The 20,557-nt window shown below is 66.8% G+C and carries 19 protein-coding genes; 11 read left to right on the plus strand and 8 right to left on the minus strand.

The genetic code is table 11. From position 1 onward, the window contains the following. Window positions 1-8 precede the first annotated feature (8 nt). Genes ACODTJ_RS14545 through ACODTJ_RS14555 form a run of 3 tightly spaced genes read right to left on the minus strand, consistent with a single transcriptional unit; the run spans window position 9 to window position 2,417 of the window. Window positions 9-1,286, minus strand: a complete 1,278-nt coding sequence (locus ACODTJ_RS14545) for an NAD(P)/FAD-dependent oxidoreductase (protein ID WP_454656937.1) — start codon at window positions 1,284-1,286, stop codon at window positions 9-11. Window positions 1,287-1,297: 11 nt separating this feature from the next. Continuing rightward, window positions 1,298-1,966, minus strand: a complete 669-nt coding sequence (locus ACODTJ_RS14550; RefSeq protein WP_454656936.1) for a haloacid dehalogenase type II — start codon at window positions 1,964-1,966, stop codon at window positions 1,298-1,300. A 46-nt stretch (window positions 1,967-2,012) separates the two neighbouring features. Next, the gene (locus tag ACODTJ_RS14555) at window positions 2,013-2,417 is read right to left on the minus strand and encodes a hypothetical protein (RefSeq protein ID WP_454656935.1); all 405 of its coding nucleotides are present in this window, start codon (window positions 2,415-2,417) and stop codon (window positions 2,013-2,015) included. On the opposite strand from ACODTJ_RS14555, the gene ACODTJ_RS14560 reads away from it, so the two are divergent. The 7 genes from ACODTJ_RS14560 to ACODTJ_RS14590 all read left to right on the plus strand — a co-directional run bounded on the left by ACODTJ_RS14560 (window position 2,397) and on the right by ACODTJ_RS14590 (window position 10,785). Further along, window positions 2,397-3,140 carry a GNAT family N-acetyltransferase gene (locus tag ACODTJ_RS14560; protein WP_454656934.1) on the plus strand — a complete coding sequence of 248 codons (744 nt, stop codon included), beginning with the start codon at window positions 2,397-2,399 and terminating at the stop codon, window positions 3,138-3,140. The genes ACODTJ_RS14555 and ACODTJ_RS14560 overlap by 21 nt on opposite strands. A 14-nt stretch (window positions 3,141-3,154) precedes the next feature. Beyond that, on the plus strand, window positions 3,155-4,531 hold the full coding sequence (locus ACODTJ_RS14565) for an aspartate aminotransferase family protein (protein WP_454656933.1): 1,377 nt from the start codon (window positions 3,155-3,157) through the stop codon (window positions 4,529-4,531). A 292-nt stretch (window positions 4,532-4,823) separates the two neighbouring features. Further along, complete coding sequence (locus tag ACODTJ_RS14570; RefSeq protein WP_454656932.1) at window positions 4,824-5,540, plus strand: HAD-IA family hydrolase; 717 nt, start codon at window positions 4,824-4,826, stop codon at window positions 5,538-5,540. 65 nt (window positions 5,541-5,605) lie between these two features. Then, complete coding sequence (locus tag ACODTJ_RS14575) at window positions 5,606-7,219, plus strand: ABC transporter substrate-binding protein (RefSeq protein ID WP_454656931.1); 1,614 nt, start codon at window positions 5,606-5,608, stop codon at window positions 7,217-7,219. A gap of 88 nt (window positions 7,220-7,307) precedes the next feature. Further along, a complete protein-coding gene (locus ACODTJ_RS14580) occupies window positions 7,308-8,258 on the plus strand; it encodes an ABC transporter permease (protein ID WP_454656930.1) in 951 nt (316 codons plus the stop codon). A 2-nt stretch (window positions 8,259-8,260) separates the two neighbouring features. Next, a complete protein-coding gene (locus ACODTJ_RS14585; RefSeq protein WP_454656929.1) occupies window positions 8,261-9,118 on the plus strand; it encodes an ABC transporter permease in 858 nt (285 codons plus the stop codon). Beyond that, on the plus strand, window positions 9,118-10,785 hold the full coding sequence (locus ACODTJ_RS14590) for an ABC transporter ATP-binding protein (protein WP_454656928.1): 1,668 nt from the start codon (window positions 9,118-9,120) through the stop codon (window positions 10,783-10,785). Before ACODTJ_RS14585 ends, ACODTJ_RS14590 begins: the two co-directional genes overlap by 1 nt. A gap of 7 nt (window positions 10,786-10,792) precedes the next feature. On the opposite strand, the gene ACODTJ_RS14595 is transcribed toward ACODTJ_RS14590, so the two are convergent. After that, a complete protein-coding gene (locus ACODTJ_RS14595) occupies window positions 10,793-11,281 on the minus strand; it encodes an Lrp/AsnC family transcriptional regulator (protein ID WP_454656927.1) in 489 nt (162 codons plus the stop codon). Between the two features lie 218 nt (window positions 11,282-11,499). Here ACODTJ_RS14595 and ACODTJ_RS14600 point away from each other — a divergent pair, with 218 nt between their 5' ends. The 4 genes from ACODTJ_RS14600 (at window position 11,500) to ACODTJ_RS14615 (ending at window position 14,766) form a co-directional block, all read left to right on the plus strand. Beyond that, window positions 11,500-12,825, plus strand: coding sequence for an NAD(P)/FAD-dependent oxidoreductase (locus ACODTJ_RS14600; RefSeq protein WP_488849226.1), 1,326 nt, complete (start codon window positions 11,500-11,502; stop codon window positions 12,823-12,825). Between the two features lie 271 nt (window positions 12,826-13,096). Then, window positions 13,097-13,339 carry a type 2 periplasmic-binding domain-containing protein gene (locus ACODTJ_RS14605; RefSeq protein ID WP_454656925.1) on the plus strand — a complete coding sequence of 81 codons (243 nt, stop codon included), beginning with the start codon at window positions 13,097-13,099 and terminating at the stop codon, window positions 13,337-13,339. 173 nt (window positions 13,340-13,512) lie between these two features. Beyond that, complete coding sequence (locus ACODTJ_RS14610) at window positions 13,513-13,779, plus strand: hypothetical protein (RefSeq protein ID WP_454656924.1); 267 nt, start codon at window positions 13,513-13,515, stop codon at window positions 13,777-13,779. 87 nt (window positions 13,780-13,866) lie between these two features. Then, window positions 13,867-14,766: a LysR family transcriptional regulator gene (locus tag ACODTJ_RS14615; RefSeq protein WP_454656923.1), complete on the plus strand. Its 900-nt coding sequence runs from the start codon at window positions 13,867-13,869 to the stop codon at window positions 14,764-14,766. Window positions 14,767-14,776: 10 nt separating this feature from the next. On the opposite strand, the gene ACODTJ_RS14620 is transcribed toward ACODTJ_RS14615, so the two are convergent. Genes ACODTJ_RS14620 through ACODTJ_RS14635 form a run of 4 tightly spaced genes read right to left on the minus strand, consistent with a single transcriptional unit; the run spans window position 14,777 to window position 20,527 of the window. Continuing rightward, window positions 14,777-16,159 carry an FAD/NAD(P)-dependent oxidoreductase gene (locus ACODTJ_RS14620; RefSeq protein ID WP_454656922.1) on the minus strand — a complete coding sequence of 461 codons (1,383 nt, stop codon included), beginning with the start codon at window positions 16,157-16,159 and terminating at the stop codon, window positions 14,777-14,779. Continuing rightward, window positions 16,156-16,473, minus strand: coding sequence for a (2Fe-2S)-binding protein (locus ACODTJ_RS14625; protein WP_454656921.1), 318 nt, complete (start codon window positions 16,471-16,473; stop codon window positions 16,156-16,158). Before ACODTJ_RS14625 ends, ACODTJ_RS14620 begins: the two co-directional genes overlap by 4 nt. After that, window positions 16,470-18,458, minus strand: a complete 1,989-nt coding sequence (locus tag ACODTJ_RS14630; RefSeq protein WP_454656920.1) for a hydantoinase B/oxoprolinase family protein — start codon at window positions 18,456-18,458, stop codon at window positions 16,470-16,472. The genes ACODTJ_RS14625 and ACODTJ_RS14630 overlap by 4 nt, the downstream gene beginning before the upstream one ends. Window positions 18,459-18,463: 5 nt before the next feature. Continuing rightward, window positions 18,464-20,527 carry a hydantoinase/oxoprolinase family protein gene (locus tag ACODTJ_RS14635; protein WP_454656919.1) on the minus strand — a complete coding sequence of 688 codons (2,064 nt, stop codon included), beginning with the start codon at window positions 20,525-20,527 and terminating at the stop codon, window positions 18,464-18,466. Window positions 20,528-20,557: the final 30 nt, after the last annotated feature.

The following is a 20,557-nucleotide window of genomic DNA, read 5'->3' on the forward strand; positions in this document are numbered from 1 at the left end:
CCGACGACCTACTGAATGCGGTCGAGCGCCTTGTAGTAGAGCCCGACCAGCGGCAGGAACCAGGGCTTGCCGAAATGGCCGGGCACGGCCGGCCAGGCGAGGCCCTCGAGCGGGTTGCGGTTGGGACGACCAAGGATTGCATCGGCCATGATCATGCCGAGATGCGTCGACATCTGCGCGCCGTGGCCGGAATAGCCCATCGCATACCAGACGCCGTCCTCGTAGCCGGCACGGGGATAGCGGTCCTTGGTCATGTCGACCAGCCCGCCCCAGCAATAGTCGATCTCGACATCCCTGAGCTGCGGGAAGATGCCGGCAAGGCTCGCGCGCAGGATGGCGCCGCTCTTGGCGTCGGAGGTCTGGTCCGACGTGGCGGAGAAGCGCGCGCGCCCGCCGAAGATCAGCCGGTTGTCCGGCGCCAGGCGGAAATAGTTGCCGATATTGAGCGAGGTCACGGCCGTCCGGTTGCCCGGCATGGTCGCCGCGACCTCGGCCTCGCTCAACGGCCGCGTCGCGATCAGGAATGAGCCGACCGCGATGATCCGGCGCCGGAACCAGGAGAAGGGCCCGGAGGTATAGGCCCCGGTCGCCACCAGCACGTCCTTCGCCGAGACGCTTCCGCGCGGTGTCTGGAGGACATGCCGCCCGCCTTCCTGCCGCCGCTCGGTCACGGGTGCGTGCTCATGGATCACCGCGCCGTGCCGGGCGGCCGCCGTGGCCAACCCGGTCACGAAGCGGCCCATATGCATCATGGCGCTCTTCTTCGAGAGCATCGCGCCATGGAACGCGTCGGAGCCGACCTCGCTCACGAGCTCGGCCCGGCTCAGCATGGCCGTGTCGGGATCGGCGTCGCGATGCAGCACCTCGAAGTTGCGGGTGAGCGAGGCGACGTGCTCCGGCTTGGAGGCGAGCTTGAGCTTGCCCGCCCGCCGGAAGGAGCAGTCGATGCCCTCCTCGGCGACGATCCGCTCGATCGTATCGACGGAATCGTCGAAGGCTTTGTAGAGGGCCACGGCGCGTTCGGTGCCCAGCGCGGCCTTGGCCGCGATGAAGCTATGGGCGAGGCCGTTGTTGAGATGGCCGCCATTGCGGCCCGAGGCTCCGTAGCCGACGCTTTCCGCCTCCAGCACCACGACCTTCGCGCCGGCCATGGCGAGCTGGCGCGCGGCGGCGAGACCGGTGAAGCCACCGCCGACGATGGCCACGTCGTACGAGCCTTCGACCGGCCCCCTGGCGGCGCCGGTGAAACTGCTGGCCGTGTCATGCCAATAGGATTTGAACTGCATCGGCCGGGGCCTCAGAGTCCGAACACGCCGGGCAGGCCCGAGATGTCCTTGATTTCGGTGTAGCCGTAATAGGGGTTCGCCGGTTCGTGCCCGCGATTGACCCAGACCTTGTTCCTGATCCCGAGGTCATGCGCCGTCATCAGGTCATAGCGGAACGAGGACGAGACGTGGCAGACGTCTTCCGGGCCGCAGCCCAGCATGTCGAACATGTACTCGAAGCCCTTCATCCGCGGCTTGTAGGATCGGGCCTGCTCGGCGGTGTACACCGCATGGAAGGGCGCGCCGAGCCGGGCGACGTTATGCGGAATCTGGTCGTTATCCGCATTGGAGAGAATGACGAGCGGGATTTCCTTCGCCACCTTGGCAAGGCCTTCCGGTACGTCCGCATGCGGACCCCAGGTCGGCACCTGCTCGTAGACCCAGCGCGCATCCTCGGGGCGGAAGGCGACGCCGTTTCGGCGGCAGGTCCGCTCCAGCGAATTGTAGACGACCTCCTCATAGGGCTTCCAGTCGCCGAGAATCTCGTCGAGCCGATAGGCCGAGAAATTCGTGATGAAGGTCCGCATCGCCGGCTCGTCGAGCTTGTCGCCGTACAAGGCGCGCGCGGCCTTATCCATCGCGAAGTAGATCAGCGTGCCATGGCAGTCGAAGGTCACGAATTTGGGCTTGATGACGGTCATCCGCGGAAATCCCCTGTGGCAAAACGGTTGTATCCGTTGCCGGAGATCATAGCGGCGGCCAGAACGGCGCGAGCACCGCATTGCCTGCGGCGGGAAGCAGAAACTGCCGTCTGCCGATGAGGCTGTGGCAGAGAGTTTCGCCTGCATCGCAGCGGAAGGCCCGCATCGCCTCCCAATCACCGGCTTCTTCCCGCCCGTCGTGGCATTCCATGCGGTCGCCGCGCATTCCTACGGCCAAAGATATCGCCCGACGGCCTTCCTCAGGAGCAACTGCGCCGGCACGCACCCTATCCATGATGCAACGGATACGAAGCGAAGCATCATGGACCAGGAAACGATCGATCTCGTCGCCTTCGACGAACGCCATCTCGATGGAGCCGTTCTGCTCTCGCGCGAAGCGGGCTGGCCGCACCGGCGCGAAGACTGGGCGATGCTGCTCGCGCTCAGTCACGGCTTCGTCGCGCTCCAGGGCGATGCCGTGGTCGGCACGGCGTTTCTGACGCCGTTCGGAGACGACCGCGCAACCATCAACATGGTGATCGTCGCGGCCAGCATGCGCGGACGCGGCCTCGGCCGGAAGCTCATGGATGCCGCCCTGCAAGCCTGCGGCGCGCGCGAATGCCGCCTCACCGCGACCGCTGATGGCCTGCCTCTCTATGAGAAGCTGGGTTTCAGTGCGACCCACGAGATCCGTCAGCACCAGGGCATTCCCACTCCGCCGCCGGCGGATGCCGCAAACGGCGCCATGGAACTGGATTGGATTGGTCCCGAGAGCCTCCCCACAGTCACCGCGCTCGATCTGCAAGCGTTGGGGATGGATCGCCAGCCTCTGCTGAGTCTCCTGACCGAAGCCGGGCGGATGGTCGTTCTGCGCGAAGCCGGCCAGGTCGCCGGCTACGCGGCGCTGCGCCCGTTCGGCCGCGGCGAGGTGATCGGCCCGGTCGTCGCGAACACCTTGGAACAGGCGCAGAGCCTCATGAGCTTCCTGATCGCCAGCCGTCCCGGCGCCTTCCTGCGCGTCGACACGGCCGAATGGCCCGCGCTTTCGCCATGGCTTCACGCTCGCGGCCTCGCGGGCGTCGGCGGCGGCATCGTCATGCGCCGCAACGGGGCAGGCCGGTGGCCGCTCGGCCCCGCCAAACCCTTCGCTCTCGCCAGTCAGGCGCTCGGATAAGCTGGAGAACCGCCATGTTGAGCAATTCCCTGATCGAACTCGATCGCGAACACTGGATTCACCCGGTCGCCTCCTATCGTGGCCATGAAAAGGCCGGCGTGCGCGTGCTGCGCTCGGCGAAGGGCGCGACCATCACCGACGCGTCCGGCAAGCAGCTCATCGACGGCTTCGCCGGGCTCTGGTGCGTGAATGCCGGCTACGGCCATGACAGCATCGTCGAGGCCGCGGCGAACCAGATGCGCGAGCTGGCCTATGCGACGGGCTATTTCGGGCTCGGCTCCGAGCCCGCGATCCGGCTCGCGGCCGAGCTCGCCGAGCGTTCGCCGGGCGATCTCAACCGCGTCTATTTCACGCTGGGCGGTTCCGACGCGATCGACAGCACGGTCCGCTTCATCCGCTACTACCAGCAGGCTCGCGGCAAGCCGCAGAAGGACCAGTTCATCTCGATGGAGCAGGGCTATCACGGCTCCTCGACCGTCGGTGCCGGCCTCACCGCCCTGCCCGTCTTCCATGCCGGCTTCGGCGTGCCCTATGACTGGCAGCACAAGATTCCGTCGCACTATACTTATCGCAATCCCGTCGGCTCCGATCCGGCCGCCGTCATCGCCGCCTCGCTGGCGGCGCTCAGGAGCAAGGTCGAAGCCGTCGGCGGTGCGGATCGCGTCGCAGCCTTCTATTGCGAGCCGATCCAGGGCTCCGGCGGCGTGCTCGTCCCGCCGCCCGGCTGGGTCAAGGCGATGCGCGAACTGTGCCGCGAGCTCGACATCCTCTTCGTCGCCGACGAGGTGATCACCGGCTTCGGGCGCACCGGCCCGCTCTTCGCCTGCGAGGACGAGGAGATCGTCCCCGACCTGATGACCGTCGCGAAGGGGCTGACCTCGGGCTATGTGCCGATGGGCGCCGTGCTGATGTCGCAGAAGGTCTACGACGTCATCGCGGACGGCTCGGGCGCGGCGGCGGTCGGCCACGGCTACACCTATTCCGCCCATCCGGTCAGCGCCGCTGTCGGCCTCGAGGTGCTCCGTCTCTATGAGAACGGTCTGCTCGACAATGGGCGCAAGGCCGGCACGCGCCTGATGGCCGGCCTCGAAAGCCTCCGGGACCATCCCCTCGTAGGCGAGGTGCGTGGCCGTGGCCTGCTGGCCGCCGTCGAACTCGTGACCGACAAGGTCAGGAAGACGCCTCTGCCGGCCGCTGCCGCACCGGCCCAGCGCGTTTTCGACCGCGCCTGGGACAAGGGTCTCGTCATCCGCGCCTTCGGCAACGGCGTGCTGGGCTATGCCCCGCCGCTGTGCTGCACCGATGCCGAGATCGACGCGATCGTCGAACGGACCCGCGCGACGCTCGACGAGACATTGGCCGATCCGGACGTACGTGCCGCGATGGCATGACGCCGGGGGCTCTGCGAAAGCGGGGCGGACGCTGGGTCAATCCCGCGCCCGCTCCCTGAAGCCGAGATTCCGCGAAGGCTGCGAATTCGGAATTTTGTGCCGCGCAGTTTTCGACATTCAGCGTATCCGGCGAGCCAACAGTGAGAAACTCCCTCATGGCCGGCGAAGACCGGCCGAAGGGAACAGAGCGCAACCGTCACGACCAGTGGCCGAGCAGCCCGGTGACGATGAAACGGCGCTCGCTGAAGACCATGAATTCCTGCCTGTGACCGGCGGGGGAAGCGGAGAGGCTATGGCTAAGAGTTTCGGCGACTTCCGCTATATGACGTTCGACGTCGTGGGCACGCTGATCGATTTCGAGGGCGGCCTCGTCGGCAGCCTCGCGGACATCGCTCGCGAAGCCGGTGTTGCGTTCGATGGGGAAGAGGCGCTGAACCTCTACCGCGCCGCCCGCTACATGCCCGACGTCCAGCACTTTCCAGACGATCTCGTTCGGGTCTACGGCGTGATCGCTCCCAAACTCGGCCTTCCGACGGGCGAGAGCCACGGCCAGCGCCTGCGCGGCGCCGTCAAGGACTGGCGCCCCTTCCCGGACAGCGCCGAGGCGCTTGCGCGCCTGTCGAAGCGCTACAAGCTGATCGCGATGACCAACGCCCAGCGCTGGGCCTTCGAGCATTTCTCCCGCGCGCTCGGCAACCCGTTCTATGCCGGTTTCACCGTCGACGACACCGGCACGGAAAAGCCCGATCCCGCGTTCTTCGAGCAGGTCTTCGCCTTCGTCGAGAAGAATGGCGGCTCGCGTGGCCAGATCCTGCATGTCGCCCAGAGCCAGTATCACGACATCGGAATCTCGCGGAAGCTCGGCCTGACCAATTGCTGGATCCAGCGGCGCCACGCCCAGCCCGGCTATGGCGGCACGATCGAGCCGGAACGCTTCACCGAACCCGACTTCCACTTCACCTCGATGGGCGCGCTCGCCGACGCCGTCGAAGCCAGTCTGGTGGCCTGAAGGAACCCGTAGCGAAGAAGACCAACGCCGGAACAACGGCGCAAATCATAAAGAGGGGAATACACATGACGGACAAGATTTCTTCCAGCTGGACGAATGCCGACGACGCCATCGTCGAGAATGCGATCCGCCGCGGCGCCAGCCGCCGCGACCTCCTGCAGATGCTGATGGCCGGTGGCCTTGCCGCCTCCGCCAGCAGCCTCGTGCTGGCGCGCGCCACCTCCGCGCTCGCGCAGACGCCCGTGAAGGGCGGCAACCTGAAGGCAGCCGGCTGGTCCTCATCGACCGCCGACACGCTCGATCCGGCCAAGGCCTCGCTCTCCACGGACTATGTCCGCTGCTGCGCCTTCTACAATCGCCTGACCTTCCTGGACGCGGACGGCAAGCTGCAGATGGAGCTCGCCGACAAGTTCGAGACCAAGGACGCCAAGGTCTGGACCGTCACGCTCAAGAAGGGCGTCACCTTCCATGACGGCAAGCCGCTGACCTCGGCCGACGTCATCTTCTCGCTGAAGCGCCATCTCGACCCGGCCGTCGGCTCGAAGTCGAACTCGCTCGCCAAACAGATGACCGAGTTCAAGGCGGTCGATCCGCTGACCGTCGAGATCACGCTCGCGGCGCCGAACGGCGACCTGCCGACCATCCTGTCGACGCACCATTTCATGATCATCGCCGACGGTACCACGAACTTCGCCAAGGCGAACGGCACCGGTGCCTTCACCTGCGAGAGCTTCGAGCCCGGCGTGCGCTCGATCGCGGTCAAGAACAAGAACTACTTCAAGTCCGGCGGCGCGAACCTCGACTCCTTCGAATTCTTCGCGATCACCGACGACACGGCGCGCGTCAATGCGCTGCTTTCTGGTGATATCCAACTCGCTGCGGCGATCAATCCGCGCTCGATGCGCCTGGTCGAGAGCCAGCCGGGCGTCGTGCTGTCGAAGACCACCACCGGCAACTACACGAACCTCAACATGCGCATGGACATGGCGCCCGGCAACAAGGCCGATTTCGTGGAGGGCATGAAATACCTGCTCAACCGCGAGCAGATCCAGAAATCGGCGCTGCGCGGCCTCGCCGAGGTCGCCAACGACCAGCCGATCCCGCCGATGAACCGCTATCACAACAAGGATCTGAAGCCGAAGGCGTTCGATCCCGAGCGGGCCAAGTCGCTCTTCCAGAAGGCCGGCGTCCTCGGCCAGTCGATCCCGATCGTCGCCTCCGATGCCGCCGGCTCCTCGGTCGACATGGCGGTGCTCGTCCAGCAGGCCGGCAATGCCATCGGCATGAAGTTCGACATCCAGCGCGTTCCCTCGGACGGATACTGGTCGAACTACTGGCTGAAGGCTCCGGTCCATTTCGGCAACATCAACCCGCGGCCGACCCCGGACATCCTGTTCTCGCTGCTCTACGCATCCACGGCGCCGTGGAACGAGAGCCAGTACAAGTCCGAGAAATTCGACAAGATGCTGCTGGAGGCGCGCGGCTCGCTCGACGAGGCCCAGCGCAAGCGCATCTATGACGAGATGCAGGTGATGGTCGCCAATGAGGCCGGCACCGCGATCCCGGTCTATATCTCGAATGTCGATGCCATCTCGAACAAGCTCAAGGGCCTGCTGCCGAACCCGCTCGGCGGGATGATGGGCTACGCCTTCGCCGAGTACGTCTGGCTCGACCGCTGAGCCCTGCTTCTCCTGCGGGTCGGGCGCGTGCGTCCGGCCCGCAATTCGTGTCACACTCCGGTCGGAGGTGTCTGCTGCGGGAGCGTCGATGAACCTTCACCTGTTGTCCCTGCTGGGCGGACGGCTGCTCGTCGCGCTGCTGACGCTGCTGATCGTCTCCTTCGTGGTGTTCTGCGCCACCCAGATCCTGCCGGGCGATGTCGCCGAGGTGCTGCTCGGGCAGGCCGCGACGCCGGAGGCGGTGGCCGGGCTTCGCGCGGCGATGCACCTCAACGACCCGGCGATCCTGCGCTTCTTCCGCTGGCTCGGCGGAATGCTGACCGGCGATCTCGGCATCTCCTATGCCAATAACCGGCCGATCGCGGAGCTGATTGCCGGGCGCCTGGGCAACTCGTTGCAGCTCGCCGCGGCGACCGCGCTCTTCTCGGTTCCGATCGCGCTCGCGCTCGGCATCACTTCCGCCATGCTGCGCGGCTCGCTCTATGACCGCTCGGTCACGATGGCGACGATTACGGTGATCTCGGTGCCGGAGTTCATGATCGCGACCGCCGGCGTGCTGATTTTCGCCGTGTGGCTGAAATGGCTGCCCGCCCTCTCCTTCGCACGCAACATCACCTCCTTCAGCGAGATGCTGCGCATCTATGCGATGCCGGTCTTCACCCTGAGCTTCGTGATCTCGGCCCAGATGATCCGCATGTCACGTGCGGCCGTCGTCGAGGCGCTCAACACGCCCTATGTCGAGATGGCGCAGCTGAAGGGCGCCTCCCGCCCGCGGGTCGTACTCCGCCATGCGCTACCCAACGCACTCGGCCCCATCGTCAACGCCGTCGCGCTGTCGCTCTCCTATTTGCTGGGCGGCGTCATCATCGTCGAGACGATCTTCAATTATCCCGGCATCGCCAAGCTGATGGTCGACGCCGTGGCGACGCGAGACCTGCCGCTCATCCAGAGCTGCGCGATGATCTTCTGCGTCGTCTACCTGCTCCTGATCACGACGGCGGACATCATCGCCATCCTGTCGAACCCGAAATTGCGCTGACCATGGCCATCGACGCAACCAACGCGACAACCGTCAGCCCGCGCCGGGCCGGGTATCGGTTCAATCTCACGGGCTGGATCAGCCTCGTCATCATTCTCGCCTGGGCGCTGATCGCGATCCTCGCGCCCTATGTCACGCCCCATGGCATCAGCGACATCGTCGACACCGACTATTTCGGCCCGATGAGCCTGCAGTTTCCGCTCGGGACGGATTATCTCGGGCGCGACATGCTCTCGCGCATCCTCTTCGGCGCGCGCTACACCGTCGGCATCTCGCTGGCCGCCACGCTGATCGCCTGCACGATCGGCGTCACGCTCGGCATGGCGGCGGCCGTGACGGGCGGCTGGTTCGATGCGGCGCTGAGCCGGTTCGTCGATGCGTTGAGCTCCATTCCCAGCAAGCTGTTCGCTCTCGTTGCCGTTGCCGGCGTCGGCTCCTCGATTCCCGTATTGATGCTGATCCTCGGCATCATCTATACGCCCGGCTCCTACCGCTTCGCCCGGGCGCTCGCGGTCAACGTCAACACCACGGATTTCGTCACCGTGGCGCGGATCCGCGGCGAAAAGCTGAGCTACCTCATCCGCGCGGAAATCCTGCCCAACATTATCGGGCCGGTGCTGGCCGATGTCGGCCTGCGCTTCGTCTTCATCGTGCTGCTCTTGTCCGGCCTGTCCTTCCTCGGCCTCGGCGTGCAGCCGCCGGAAGCCGATTGGGGCTCGCTGGTGCGCGAGAACATCGGCGGCCTGCCCTTCGGCGCGCCGGCCGTGATGGCGCCCTCCTTCGCCATCGCCAGCCTGACGATCGCGGTGAACATGCTGATCGACAACCTGCCGCAGAAAATCCGCGACCGGAGCGAATGATGAGCCCTCTCGTCGAAATCCGGGACCTCAAGGTCGAGGCGACCACCGATGCCGGCCGTCGCGTCGAGATCATCAAGGGCGTGAGCTTCGAGATCGCGCCCGGCGAGATCGTCGCGCTGATCGGCGAGAGCGGCTCGGGCAAGACCACGATCGCGCTGACTCTGCTCGGCTACACCCGCACGGGCTGCCGCATCACCAGCGGCAGTGTCTGCGTCGACGGCCGCGACATGGCTGCCCTGTCGGAGAAGGAACGGGCAAAGGTCCGTGGCGTCGCGGTCTCCTACGTGCCGCAGAGCGCGGCGGCTGCCTTCAATCCGGCGCAGCGCATCATGGACCAGGTGATCGAGATCACCCGCATCCACGAACTGATGCCGCGCGCGCAGGCCGAAGCCAAGGCGGTGGATCTGTTCCGTGCGCTCTCCTTGCCCTCGCCTGAAACGATCGGCGGGCGCTATCCGCACCAGGTGTCCGGCGGCCAGCTCCAGCGCCTCTCGGCGGCCATGGCTCTCATCGGCGACCCGAAGGTGGTGATCTTCGACGAGCCGACGACAGCCCTCGACGTCACCACCCAGATCGAGGTTCTGCGCGCCTTCAAATCCGTGATGCGCCAGAGCCGGATGGCCGGCGTCTATGTCTCGCATGATCTGGCCGTCGTCGCGCAGATCGCCGACCGCATCGTCGTCCTGAAGGGCGGAGTCATCCAGGAAATCGGCGCCACCGCACAGATCCTGTCGGCGCCGAAACACCCCTACACGCAGGAACTGCTCGCGGCCTTCGCGCCACCGGGGCGCATCCCCGCACAGGCGGCGAGCCCGGAAGGCTCGGCTTCCCGCCCTGTGCTGGAGCTCTCATCCATCAGCGCGGGCTACGGCAAGCTGCAGGCCGACGGAACGCCGCTGATCCTGGCGGTCGACAAGGTCAGCTTCAAGCTGGAGCGCGGGCGCAATCTCGGCATCATCGGCGAATCCGGCTGCGGAAAATCGACGCTCGCCCGCTCGATCGCCGGCATCATCCCGCCTTCTTCCGGCACGATCGCCTTCAACGGCAAGCCGATGGCGCCCCGCGCGCAGGACCGCAGCGCCGATGAGTTGCGCAAGCTGCAGATCGTGTTCCAGTCGGCCGATACCGCGCTCAACCCGGCCAAGTCGATCGAGGACATCCTCGGCCGTCCTCTCAGCTTCTACCACGGCCTGCGCGGGGCCGCCCGCGACGCGCGCATCGACCGGCTGCTCGAGCTGGTGCACCTGCCTCGCGCCTTGAAGCACCGGCTGCCCAGCGAACTGTCGGGCGGGCAGAAGCAGCGCGTGAACCTGGCACGCGCGCTCGCCGCCGATCCCGAGCTGATCCTCTGCGACGAGATCACCTCCGCGCTCGACACCGTGGTGGCCGCGGCCATCATCGAGCTGCTCAAGGACCTGCAGCGCGAGCTCGGCCTGTCCTACCTCTTCATCAGCCACGACCTGACGACGGTGCAGGCGATCTGCGACGAGGTCGCGGTCATGTATCGCGGCGTGAAGGTCGAGCAGTTGCCGGCAGATCAGGTCGGCAAGGCCGGCGGCCACCCCTATGCACGCCTGCTGATGTCGTCGGTGCCCAAGCTCGACCCGAGCTGGCTCGACAAGCTCGAACGCGATCCGGAACTCGTCGCCGCCTTCTCGAAGCGCTGAGCCTGCTTCAGGTCGTTGTCGCGACCGGGAACAGGCTGGTCAGCGGCATATGCGGCTTCACGATCGGCGATTTCAGCACGACGAAGCTGAAATACTTGTCGATGCCGATATCGAGGTCGATCAGCCGCTCCATCAGCGTCTGGTACTCGATGATGCCGCTGGTCACGAACTTGACCAGATAGTCGTAGCCACCCGAGACCAGATGGCACTCGATCACCTGGTCGAGCTTTTCGATTGCCGCCAGGAAGCGCGCGAAATCGATCTGCCGGTGGTTCTTGAGCGTCACCTCGGTGAAGACCGTCAGAGTCTGGCCGAGCTTGCCGACATTGATGCGGGCGGAATAGCCGGTGATGTAGCCGTCCTGCTGCAGCTTCTTGACGCGCATCAGGCAGGGGCTCGGCGACAAATTCACCAGCTCGGCCAGCTCGACATTGGTGATCCGGCCGTTCTTCTGCAGCTCGTAGAGGATCTTGATGTCGATCTGGTCAAGCTTCATGGGTGTTCCCCTCGATCGACTTATGGCCATGCCGCGCCTTCCGGCCCGACGCTCCGCAGCAGATCATGCCGCGAACGATGCGCAGTGTCTAACAGGTGCCGGGCGCAGGCGATGGCAGAATTGGCCTGCCTAAACCGAAGAAAATGCCGCAGCGATCCGATCTGCGGCGCACATGCCCGCCGACCGGCAGATAGTCTGGCCTCCGCAAGGAGACCGTGATGCCGGCGCCACTATTCGAGATCGAAACCAGCCCCGCCCTGCCTGATCGTGCCGATGTCGTCGTCATCGGCGGCGGCATCGTCGGCGTCTGCGCCGGCTACTATCTCGCGCGCCGCGGCCTGAAGGTCGCGCTCGTCGAGAAGGGGCGCATCGGCGCCGAGCAGTCGAGCCGCAACTGGGGCTGGTGCCGGCAGCAGAATCGCGATGCCCGCGAGCTGCCGATGGCGACCGAAAGCCTCACGCTCTGGGACCGTTTCGCTGAAGAGATTGGCGAGGATCTCGGCTTCCGGCGCTGTGGCCTGCTCTATCTGAGCGATGACGATGTGCAGCTTTCCGCCTGGGCGAAATGGCGCGACTTCGCCGCCGGCGCAGGCATCGTCACCCATATGCTCTCCGCTGAGGAAGCCTCGGATCGTGGCAGCGCCACCGGCAAGCGCTGGAGGGGCGGCGTATTCTCGCCGACCGACGGCACCGCCGACCCCGCCCGCGCCGCACCGGTGATCGCGCGCGGCATCCTCAAGGCCGGCGGCAGCGTGCATCAATTCTGTGCCGCTCGAGGCCTCGAGACGACAGGCGGACGTGTCTCGGCCGTCGTGACCGAGAAGGGCACGATCCGCACAGGAACGGTCATTCATGCCGGCGGCGCCTGGGCCTCCTCTTTCCTCAACCAATACGGCATCCGTTTTCCACAATCCTCTGTACGGTCGTCGATTTTGTCCGTTGAGCCCGGCGCGGTCGGCCTGCCGGATGCGCTGCATACGGCTGCAGTTTCGGTGACGCGTCGGAGTGACGGCGGCTGCACGCTGGCGATCAGCGGCGGAGCCCGCGTCGACCCCACGCCGCAGCAACTGCGCTTCGCATCCCAGTTCGTGCCGATGTTCCTGCGGCGCTGGCGCAGCCTCGCCATCGGCGGGCTCGAAGGCTGGAAATCCGGCCACGAAACGCTTGCGCGCTGGAAGCTCGACGCGCCGACGCCGATGGAGGCGAGGCGCATCCTCGACCCGACGCCCGACCCGCGCCAGATCGCCGAGACCCATGCGCGTGCCCAGGCCCTGCTGCCGGGCCTCAAATCCGTGCCGGTCGCGGCGCGCTGGGCTGGCTACATCGACTCGACGCCGGACGGCGTGCCCGCCATCGGCGAACTCGCCGGGCTACCCGGCTTCATCCTCGCAGCCGGCTTCAGCGGCCATGGCTTCGGCATCGGCCCGGGCGCCGGCCACATGATCGCGGATATCGTCACGGGCGCGAAACCGATCGTCGACCCCAAGCCTTATCGGCCCGAGCGACTGGAAGGTTCCGCCTTCGGCAAGGTGGCGGAATTCTAGGAGGGTCTCTGCCCGCATCGGACCGCATAAGTCCGTCTTATGGGACCGACACGAACTCGTCTTGTCGTTCTCTCGAGCAGGTACGGATGCTGCATGGGATGATGGTGGATGTCATCGAGGAGATCGGCAAGGATTCCGGCTTCAAGGTCGAGATTCGGCCGATGCAGTTCTCGACTGCTGATCGCCTCCCTGACCTCCGGCAAGATCGATATCATCTCGGCCGCCGTGTACGGCTCGCCGGAGCGTGCCAAGGTCGTCGACTTCAGCCAGGATGCCCTACGCCTGTGGCGAGGGCCTGGTGCTCCCGTCAGGCGACGCCAAGGACCATGTCGGCTTCGAGGATCTCAAGGGCAAGAAGGTCGGCGCCCAGATCGGCACCCGCTATATCGACGCCCTCAAGGCATCGGGCGCGCCGGTCGAGGTGAGCGCCTATGACAGCCTGCCCGATATCCTGCGCGACGTTTCCAACGGCCGCCTCGACGCCGGCATCGGCGACTATCCGATCCTGGCCTAGAACCTCGCGCAGGGCCGCTTCCCGCAATTGCGACTGGTCAAGTCCTACAAGCCATCCGTTCCGGGCCCGATCAACTTCGCCGTCAAGCAGGGCAATCCCGAGCTTCTGGCGAAGATCAATGCCAGCCGCGCGAGCATGAAGAAGGACGGCCGCTTCGGCACGATCCTGAAGAAGTGGGGTCTCGAGCGCGCGTCCCCGCACTGCCCCATCTCGGCGGGCAGGAGGGCGTCTTCTTCGCCTGCGGCTACAGCGGCACCGGCATCGCGCGAGCGAGCTGGTTCGGCCACAAGATCGCGCAGCGCATGCTCGGCAGCACGGATGCGCCGAGCGCCTATGCCGACCTGCCCTTCCGCAGCTGTCCGCTTTACAATGGCAAGCCGTGGTTCCTGCCGCTCGCCGTGCTCTTCTACGAAATGCGGGATCGCTGGGACCAGCGATAGAGCGGGAGAAAGCCCGGCGGCGCTTGCGTCTGGACATCGGCGCCGGCGGCGGCGATGTCTGCGCTATCGCGGTTGATGGGACGACAGATGCGGGCGCGCCAACTCGAAGTCTTCTGCACGCTGATGCGCTGCGGCACCGTCACCGGCGCGGCTGCGATGCTCAATATCTCGCAGCCGGCCCTGAGCCAGATCCTCCTGCACGCCGAGGATCAGCTCGGCTTCAAGCTGTTCAACCGCGTGCGCGGGCGGCTGGTGCCGACGCAGGAGGCCGAGGAGCTCTACTCCCAGGCCGAGCACATCTTCGGCGAGCTCGATGCATTACGGCGCCGCACGGTCGACATGCGCCATGGCCGCACCGGGCTCGTTCGGCTCGCGGCCTCGGCCCCGCCCTCCATGTCGATCGTGCCGCGCGCCCTGACAACGTTCCGCGAAGCCCACCCCGAGATCGTGGTGCGCTCGCTGATCGCCTCGCAGACCTCCATCGTCGAGATGCTGCGCAATGGCGAAGTGTCCCTCGGCATCGCCATGAACAATCTGCCCCATGCCGGCATCCATGCCGAGACGGTCGGGCGCGCCACGCTGGTCTGCGTCGTCTCGGCCGGGCATCGGCTGGCCGCGCTCGACCGCGTCCGCTTCGCCGATATCAGCGACGAAACCCTGATCTCCTACCGCGCCGATACCTTGCCGGGGCGCCTGCTGGCCGCCTCTGCCGAAGCAGAGGACTTCGCCTATGCGCCAGCGATCGAGATCGACCTGTCGATCACGGCGCTGCCCTATGTGCGCGACGGGCTCGGCATTGCCATCGTCGACAGCCTCTTGCCCTGGGAACAGTTCAACGGCGTCGTCACCCGGCCGTTCGAGCCCCGGATCGAAGTGCCTGTCGCCATCCTTACCAGCAACGACCGGCCGCTCTCGGCCAGCCATGAATTGATGCGCGATTGCCTTCGCGCGGCTTGCCGGGACCTCAATCGCTCAAGCGGCACCTGAACAGGCAGCGCTATCCGCCTGTAGCAGCATCCTGAATCAGAGCGGAGATCGGGGCAGGCCTCACCGGAGCCTGTCCACGTAGCCGGCCCGCCGCAACCGCATCGGCATAACCCGCGCTGCCGGCAACGATCTCCGCTGCGGCCAGTTCGCAATAGCGCCCCTGGCAGCGCCCCATCCCGGTACGTCCGAGCGATTTGGCGCGATTGACCTCACCGCCACCGAAATCGACGGTTTTGCGTAACTCACCGGCCGTCACGCCCTCGCAGCGGCAGACCACCGTCTCGTCAGGCAGTCCAGCCGCCGTCTCGGCCGGCCAGGGAAAGGCTGCGGCAACGCCGCGCGCGAAGCGGCCGAACCGGGCCAGCCTGCGCCGATCCGCGGCCATGTCCGGCGCCTGCAGGCCAAGATCCTGCAGGCAGGCCGCGGCGGCGAGCCGCCCCGCGATCTCGGCTCCGTCGGCGCCAAGAATCCTGAGCCCGTCGCCGGCGAGATAGACGCCAGATGCCGCCCGCCCCATGGCATCGGCCTTCGGCAGCCATTGCCGCCAGGTCTCGTCATAGGCGAAGTCGCAGCCGGCCAGGTCCGCGAGACGGGTCTCCGCCCGCAGATGCCAGCCGAGCCCGACCGCATCGCAGGGCGTGCGCTGGCTCCGCCCCGCTTCGTCGCGCCAGAGCACGGCCGTCGGGCCACGCTCATCCGCCTCGATGCGATCCAGCCGGACGCCGGCATGATAGATCCCGGCCAGGCGCCGGCGCATCATCAGCCCACGCAGGGCAAAGAGCGGCCGCGCCGAGAGACCGGAGAAGCCGCGCAATTGCTGGCGCATGGATGCGGTATCGAGTACCGCCGCGACCTGCCCGCCGGCTTTCAGCAATTGCACCGCGAGCAGGGTGAGCAGTGGCCCCGATCCTGCCAGTACGATGCACCGCCCCAAGGCGGCCCCTTGCGCCTTCAACGCGATCTGCATCGCGCCGAGCCCGTAGACGCCGGCATTCTCCCAACCCGGCACAGGCATGACGCGATCCATCGCACCGGTCGCGAGGATCAGGCGGTCATAGGGAACCCAGCGCGAACCCGCCCCGTCGAGGACCTGCAGCCGGCCGTCTGCAATGGCGACGACAGAACTGCGGGCATGATGAACGATGCGACCTGCCGCGGCCAAGGTATCGAACGTCTGGTGCAGCGCGACCGCCTTTGCGGCCTCTGAACCGTAAAGGGCCTCAGGCGGGCGCGTGAAGCCCTGCGGCGGCCGGCGATAGATCTGGCCGCCGGCGCGCTCGCCCTCGTCGATGACGACGGGTGTCAGGCCCCCGGCGACCAGCGTCTCGGCGGCCCGGATGCCGGCCGGCCCGGCCCCGACGACGACCACGCGGGGCTTTTCTCCCGCACTCATGGCCAATCGCCCGGAGCGCCGGAGAGGAGTCGCATGCCCTCGGCGAGAGGCGTCGAGCATGCCCGCAGCCGCGGGCCATTCTCCTGCCAGATCCAGCAATCCTGGCAGGCTCCCATCAGACAGAAGCCGGCACGGGCTTCAGGCCCGAATTCGGAGCGGCGCAAAGCCGACGCAACCGAGAGGACAGCGCTGAGCACGGTGTCGCCGGTCAGTGCCTGCCGCTCGGCTCCGTCGAGGAAGAAACGCAGCGGGACGCGATCGACTTCGGCCAATCGGACCAGACGGCCAGCCCCTGCGCTCGCGGCCATGCTCATTCGGCGGCCTCGGCATGGACCAGCCGCGGCTCCGGCATCTCGGGAAACCGCAGCTTGGCCGCGGCAAATGCCTCATCCACGCCACGCGCGCCGGCCCTGCCCTTCATGCGGCGGAATATCTCCGTCTTGGCGAAGAAGCGCCAATGGATCGGGAGGCCGGCAAGCAAGGCCGTCAGCCTGTCATAGGCGTCCCGCGTCCATTGGGCTTCGTAGCCCTCGCGCTCCGGGCCGAAATGGAAATGACCGGGTACCGGCGAGCGGTCGGCGCGCCGCGCCTTCGTCGCGGCCTCATCCAACGCTTCGCCCTGCATGACGACGCCGTACTCTCGCTCCGCCGCTTCCCGAGAGACATAGCCGCGCACGACATCCTCGGCGACGCGCCAGGCTTCCCTGTCGAAGGGATGCCCTCGCCCCCCGCCGCCGGCCGAGCGGATCTCGAGCACGTCGCCGGGCTGCAGGACGGCGGTGTCGATATTGCCGAGCCGCCGCTCCTCCGGCTGGCCGGGATTGACCACCATGTCGGAAAGGCCCGCTGCCCTCCCGCCCAGCACGCCCCAGGGCCGGAAGAAGCTGCGGTCGCGGTTGCGGGCGGTGATGCGACTGTCCGGCGCGAAGACACGGAACGCCATTTCGGTGGCAAGCCCACCGCGCCAGCGCCCGGCGCCACCGCTGTCCTTGGCCAGCCCATATTTGACGAACTCCACCGGCGTCTCGGTCTCGGTAATCTCGATCGGCGTGTTCTTGAGATAGGCGGCATCGGCCCCGGAGCCGTTGGTGCCGTCGCGATGCGGCATGCCGCCACCGCCGCCCACCACCGGGTTGACCGCGGCGATAACGGTCCGGCTCGTGCGCTCGTCTGTGGTCATGACGTTGACGATGCAGTTGTTGCCGGCGGGCGCGGCGGGCAACCGCTCCGGCACCGCCTGCGAGAACGCGCCGAAGATCACCGAGCGCAACCGCGCGCAGGTCAGCGAGCGCATCCCGACCGCCGCGGGGAAGACCGGGTTCAGCACTGTTCCTTCCGGCGCGATGCAGGTGAAGGCGCGCGTCAGCCCGGTATTGAGCAGAATCTTCGGGTTCAGCGTGTAAAGGACGTAATAGACCCCGACGAGCAGGATCGTGTGGCGCGGATTGCCACCGCTCGGCACATTGAGCGAGGAGGCGAGCTGCGGGTCGGAGCCGGTGAAATCCAGCACCGCCTCGTCACCGCGGATGGTGAGCTTGAGCTTCAGGCGGCAGGGATTGGCCTCGACCGAATCCTCGTCGGCATAATCGGCGAACTCCCAGGTGCCATCAGGCATGCCGCGCAGCACCTCGCGCGCCTGCGCCTCGGCCTGGTCGAGCAGTGCCTCGACGCCGCCGAGGAACCCCTCGCGCCCGAACTTCTCGATCATGGCCAGCACCTTGCGCTCGCCGGTGTTGAGCGCGCCAACCAGCGCCTTGATGTCGCCGATGTTCAGGTCCGGCTTGCGGACATTGGTCGTCATGATCCTGAGGATCTGCTCGTCGAAGACGCCTTCGTTGACGAGCTTCATCGGCGGGAAGCGGATGCCCTCCTGATGGATCTCGGTCAGCGCCCGCGAGAGCGAGGCCGGCACCGCACCGCCCATGTCGGTGTTGTGGATATGGCCGCCCGTCCAGGCGACGATCTCGCCCTCATGGAAGACCGGCTTCCAGAGATGTGTGTCGGGCGCATGGGTGGCGACGAAGCAGGAATAGGGATCGTTGGTGAAGGCGACGTCACCCGGCTTGTAGTCTTGGACCATCGCCAGCGCCGGCGCCCAGGACAGGCCGGGATACCAGGTCGCGCCCAGCTCCATCGGCACCGCGAAGGTGTCGCCGCTGCGGCTGATCAGCATGACCGTGAAGTCCTCCGTCTCCTTGACGAAGGCGGAATGGGCCGTGCGGTGCAGCGTATGCGCCATGTTCTCGGCAGCGGCGCGGGCATGGTTGGCGAGCACCTGAAGCTTCATCCGGTCGAACATCGGCATTACTCCGCGAAAGTCAGATGAAGGTTGAGATGGCCGTCGACTCGCGCGGTGGCACCGGCAGGAATGGCAACCGTGGTATCCTCCTGGGCGACGACGGCAGGGCCGGCGAAACGGCTGCCGGGCGGCAGGTCGGCGCGGCGGTAGAGGCCGACGGGCTTTCGGTTTCCGCCCGTATGGATCGTCAGCTCGCATTCCGGGCTCGCGGGCGCATCGGTCTCCGCTGTTTCCGGAAACGAGAGCGCAGGACCAGCGCCGATGGCGGAGAGGCGCAGGTTGACGATCTCGATGCGGCCATCAGGGTCGTCGAAGTCGTAGATGCGCTGATGTGTCTGGTGAAACTCGCGGGCAATGGCCGCCGGGTCACCGGCTTCAAGCCAGGCCGGCTGCAGGGGAACCTCGATCTCGTAGCTCTGGCCGACATAGCGCATATCCGCGGAGAACCTGAGATCGGCCGGGCCGACATGGCCCTGGGCCGCCAGCCAGTTGCGCCCTTCCTGGACCATGGCCGCAGCCGCCGCCTTCAACTGCGGCAGCACCGAAGCCGTGAGCTCCGCGAAGAGCGTGCGGACGAAATCACCGCGCAGATCGGCGACGAGCCCGCCAAGCGCCGAGACGACACCCGGCCGACGCGGCGCCAGCAGCCTGGTCATGCCGAGTTCTCGCGCAAGGAAGGCGCCGAGCATCGGGCCGCCGCCGCCGAAGGGCATCAGCGTGAAATCCTTGAGGTCGACACCGGCTCGGGACGACAGCTTCTCAACCTCGACGAACATCTCGGAGACGGCGATGTCGAGGATCGCCTGCGCGGTGTCGTCGAGGGACCGGCCCAGCTTCGCGGCCAGGCGCCCGACGGAGGCGCGGGCAAGGCCAGCATCCATCTTCAGCTGGCCGTAGGCCATCTCGCTATGGCCAAGCCAACCGCAGACCACCATGGCATCGGTGACGGTCGCCTGCTCGCCACCGCGCCCGTAGCAGGCCGGTCCAGGCGTCGAGCCGGCCGATTCCGGCCCGACCCGCAGCACGCCCTGCCCGTCGACGGTCGCGATCGAGCCGCCGCCGATGCCGATCGAGCTGACCGAGACGGAGGGGATATAGAGCGGGAATTCGCCGATCATCTCGCCGGTGCCGTATTGGGGCTCGCCGTCGATGATCAGGGCAAAATCGGCGGAGGTGCCGCCGATGTCGAGCGTCAGCACGCGCTTCTCGCCAGCCTGCCGGGCGAACCAGGTCGCGCCGATGACGCCCGAAGCCGTGCCGGAGAGCAGCATGGAGACGCAGGCGCGCTTGCCCTCCGCAGCGTTCATCACGCCGCCGTTCGACTTGGTCAGGAGCGCGCGTGCCGGCACGCCACGATCCGCCAGCCGCTGCTCCAGCGCGGTCAGGTAGCCGGCGATGCGCGGATGCACATAGGCGTTGAGGATCGCCGTCGTCGTCCGCTCGTATTCGCGGATCACCGGCCAGACCTCGGCCGAGGTGAACACGAAGAGTTCCGGAGCCAGCCGCGCGATCTCCGCCTTCACGGCTTCCTCCTGCGCGCCGTCGCGCCAGGCGTGCAGGAAGGCGATGACGATGCCGACGGCTCCGCGCGCTTTTGCCGAAGCAACAGCCGCTGCAACGACAGCGAGATCGGGCTTTACCGTCTCGCGCCCGTCCGAGCGCATCCGGGCCGGGATGCCGAACACCCGGTCGCGGGTGATGAGCTGCTCGGGGCGGCTGCAGAACAACGAATAGGTCTCGGGCATGCGCAGTCGCGCCAGCTCGATCACGTCCTCGAAGCCGGCATTGGTGAAGAGCGCCAGCGGCGCGCCCTTGCGCTGGATGATGGTGTTCACGCCGACCGTCGTGCCATGGACGAAGCGGGTGACCGCCGTCGGATCGAGGCCTTCGCGCTCGGCCAGCAGCGAGAGACCTGTCATCAGCTCGGCGCCCGGATCGTCCGGCGTCGTCAAGACCTTCAACGACGCGACCTGACCCGAACGCGTCTCGAGCGCGCAGAAATCGATGAAGGTGCCGCCGATATCGACGCCGACCTTCCAGTCCGCACTCGGCACAGTTCCGCCGTCCATGTCCGCTCCTCTTGCTGGTGGCTGGAAGCT

The organism is Allobosea sp. FG18 (assembly GCF_057809495.1).

Bases quoted from the DNA above. Each gene is read 5' to 3' on its own strand.
- ACODTJ_RS14615 (WP_454656923.1), top strand. From the start codon at position 13,867: ATGCGGGCGCGCCAACTCGAAGTCTTCTGCACGCTGATGCGCTGCGGC.
- ACODTJ_RS14580 (WP_454656930.1), top strand. From the start codon at position 7,308: ATGAACCTTCACCTGTTGTCCCTGCTGGGCGGACGGCTGCTCGTCGCG.
- ACODTJ_RS14560 (WP_454656934.1), top strand. From the start codon at position 2,397: ATGCTGCTCGCGCTCAGTCACGGCTTCGTCGCGCTCCAGGGCGATGCC.
- ACODTJ_RS14620 (WP_454656922.1), bottom strand. From the start codon at position 16,159: ATGAGTGCGGGAGAAAAGCCCCGCGTGGTCGTCGTCGGGGCCGGGCCG.
- ACODTJ_RS14590 (WP_454656928.1), top strand. From the start codon at position 9,118: ATGAGCCCTCTCGTCGAAATCCGGGACCTCAAGGTCGAGGCGACCACC.
- ACODTJ_RS14595 (WP_454656927.1), bottom strand. From the start codon at position 11,281: ATGAAGCTTGACCAGATCGACATCAAGATCCTCTACGAGCTGCAGAAG.
- ACODTJ_RS14585 (WP_454656929.1), top strand. From the start codon at position 8,261: ATGGCCATCGACGCAACCAACGCGACAACCGTCAGCCCGCGCCGGGCC.
- ACODTJ_RS14575 (WP_454656931.1), top strand. From the start codon at position 5,606: ATGACGGACAAGATTTCTTCCAGCTGGACGAATGCCGACGACGCCATC.
- ACODTJ_RS14545 (WP_454656937.1), bottom strand. From the start codon at position 1,286: ATGCAGTTCAAATCCTATTGGCATGACACGGCCAGCAGTTTCACCGGC.
- ACODTJ_RS14600 (WP_488849226.1), top strand. From the start codon at position 11,500: ATGCCGGCGCCACTATTCGAGATCGAAACCAGCCCCGCCCTGCCTGAT.
- ACODTJ_RS14635 (WP_454656919.1), bottom strand. From the start codon at position 20,527: ATGGACGGCGGAACTGTGCCGAGTGCGGACTGGAAGGTCGGCGTCGAT.
- ACODTJ_RS14570 (WP_454656932.1), top strand. From the start codon at position 4,824: ATGGCTAAGAGTTTCGGCGACTTCCGCTATATGACGTTCGACGTCGTG.
- ACODTJ_RS14565 (WP_454656933.1), top strand. From the start codon at position 3,155: ATGTTGAGCAATTCCCTGATCGAACTCGATCGCGAACACTGGATTCAC.
- ACODTJ_RS14625 (WP_454656921.1), bottom strand. From the start codon at position 16,473: ATGAGCATGGCCGCGAGCGCAGGGGCTGGCCGTCTGGTCCGATTGGCC.
- ACODTJ_RS14550 (WP_454656936.1), bottom strand. From the start codon at position 1,966: ATGACCGTCATCAAGCCCAAATTCGTGACCTTCGACTGCCATGGCACG.
- ACODTJ_RS14630 (WP_454656920.1), bottom strand. From the start codon at position 18,458: ATGTTCGACCGGATGAAGCTTCAGGTGCTCGCCAACCATGCCCGCGCC.
- ACODTJ_RS14605 (WP_454656925.1), top strand. From the start codon at position 13,097: ATGCCCTACGCCTGTGGCGAGGGCCTGGTGCTCCCGTCAGGCGACGCC.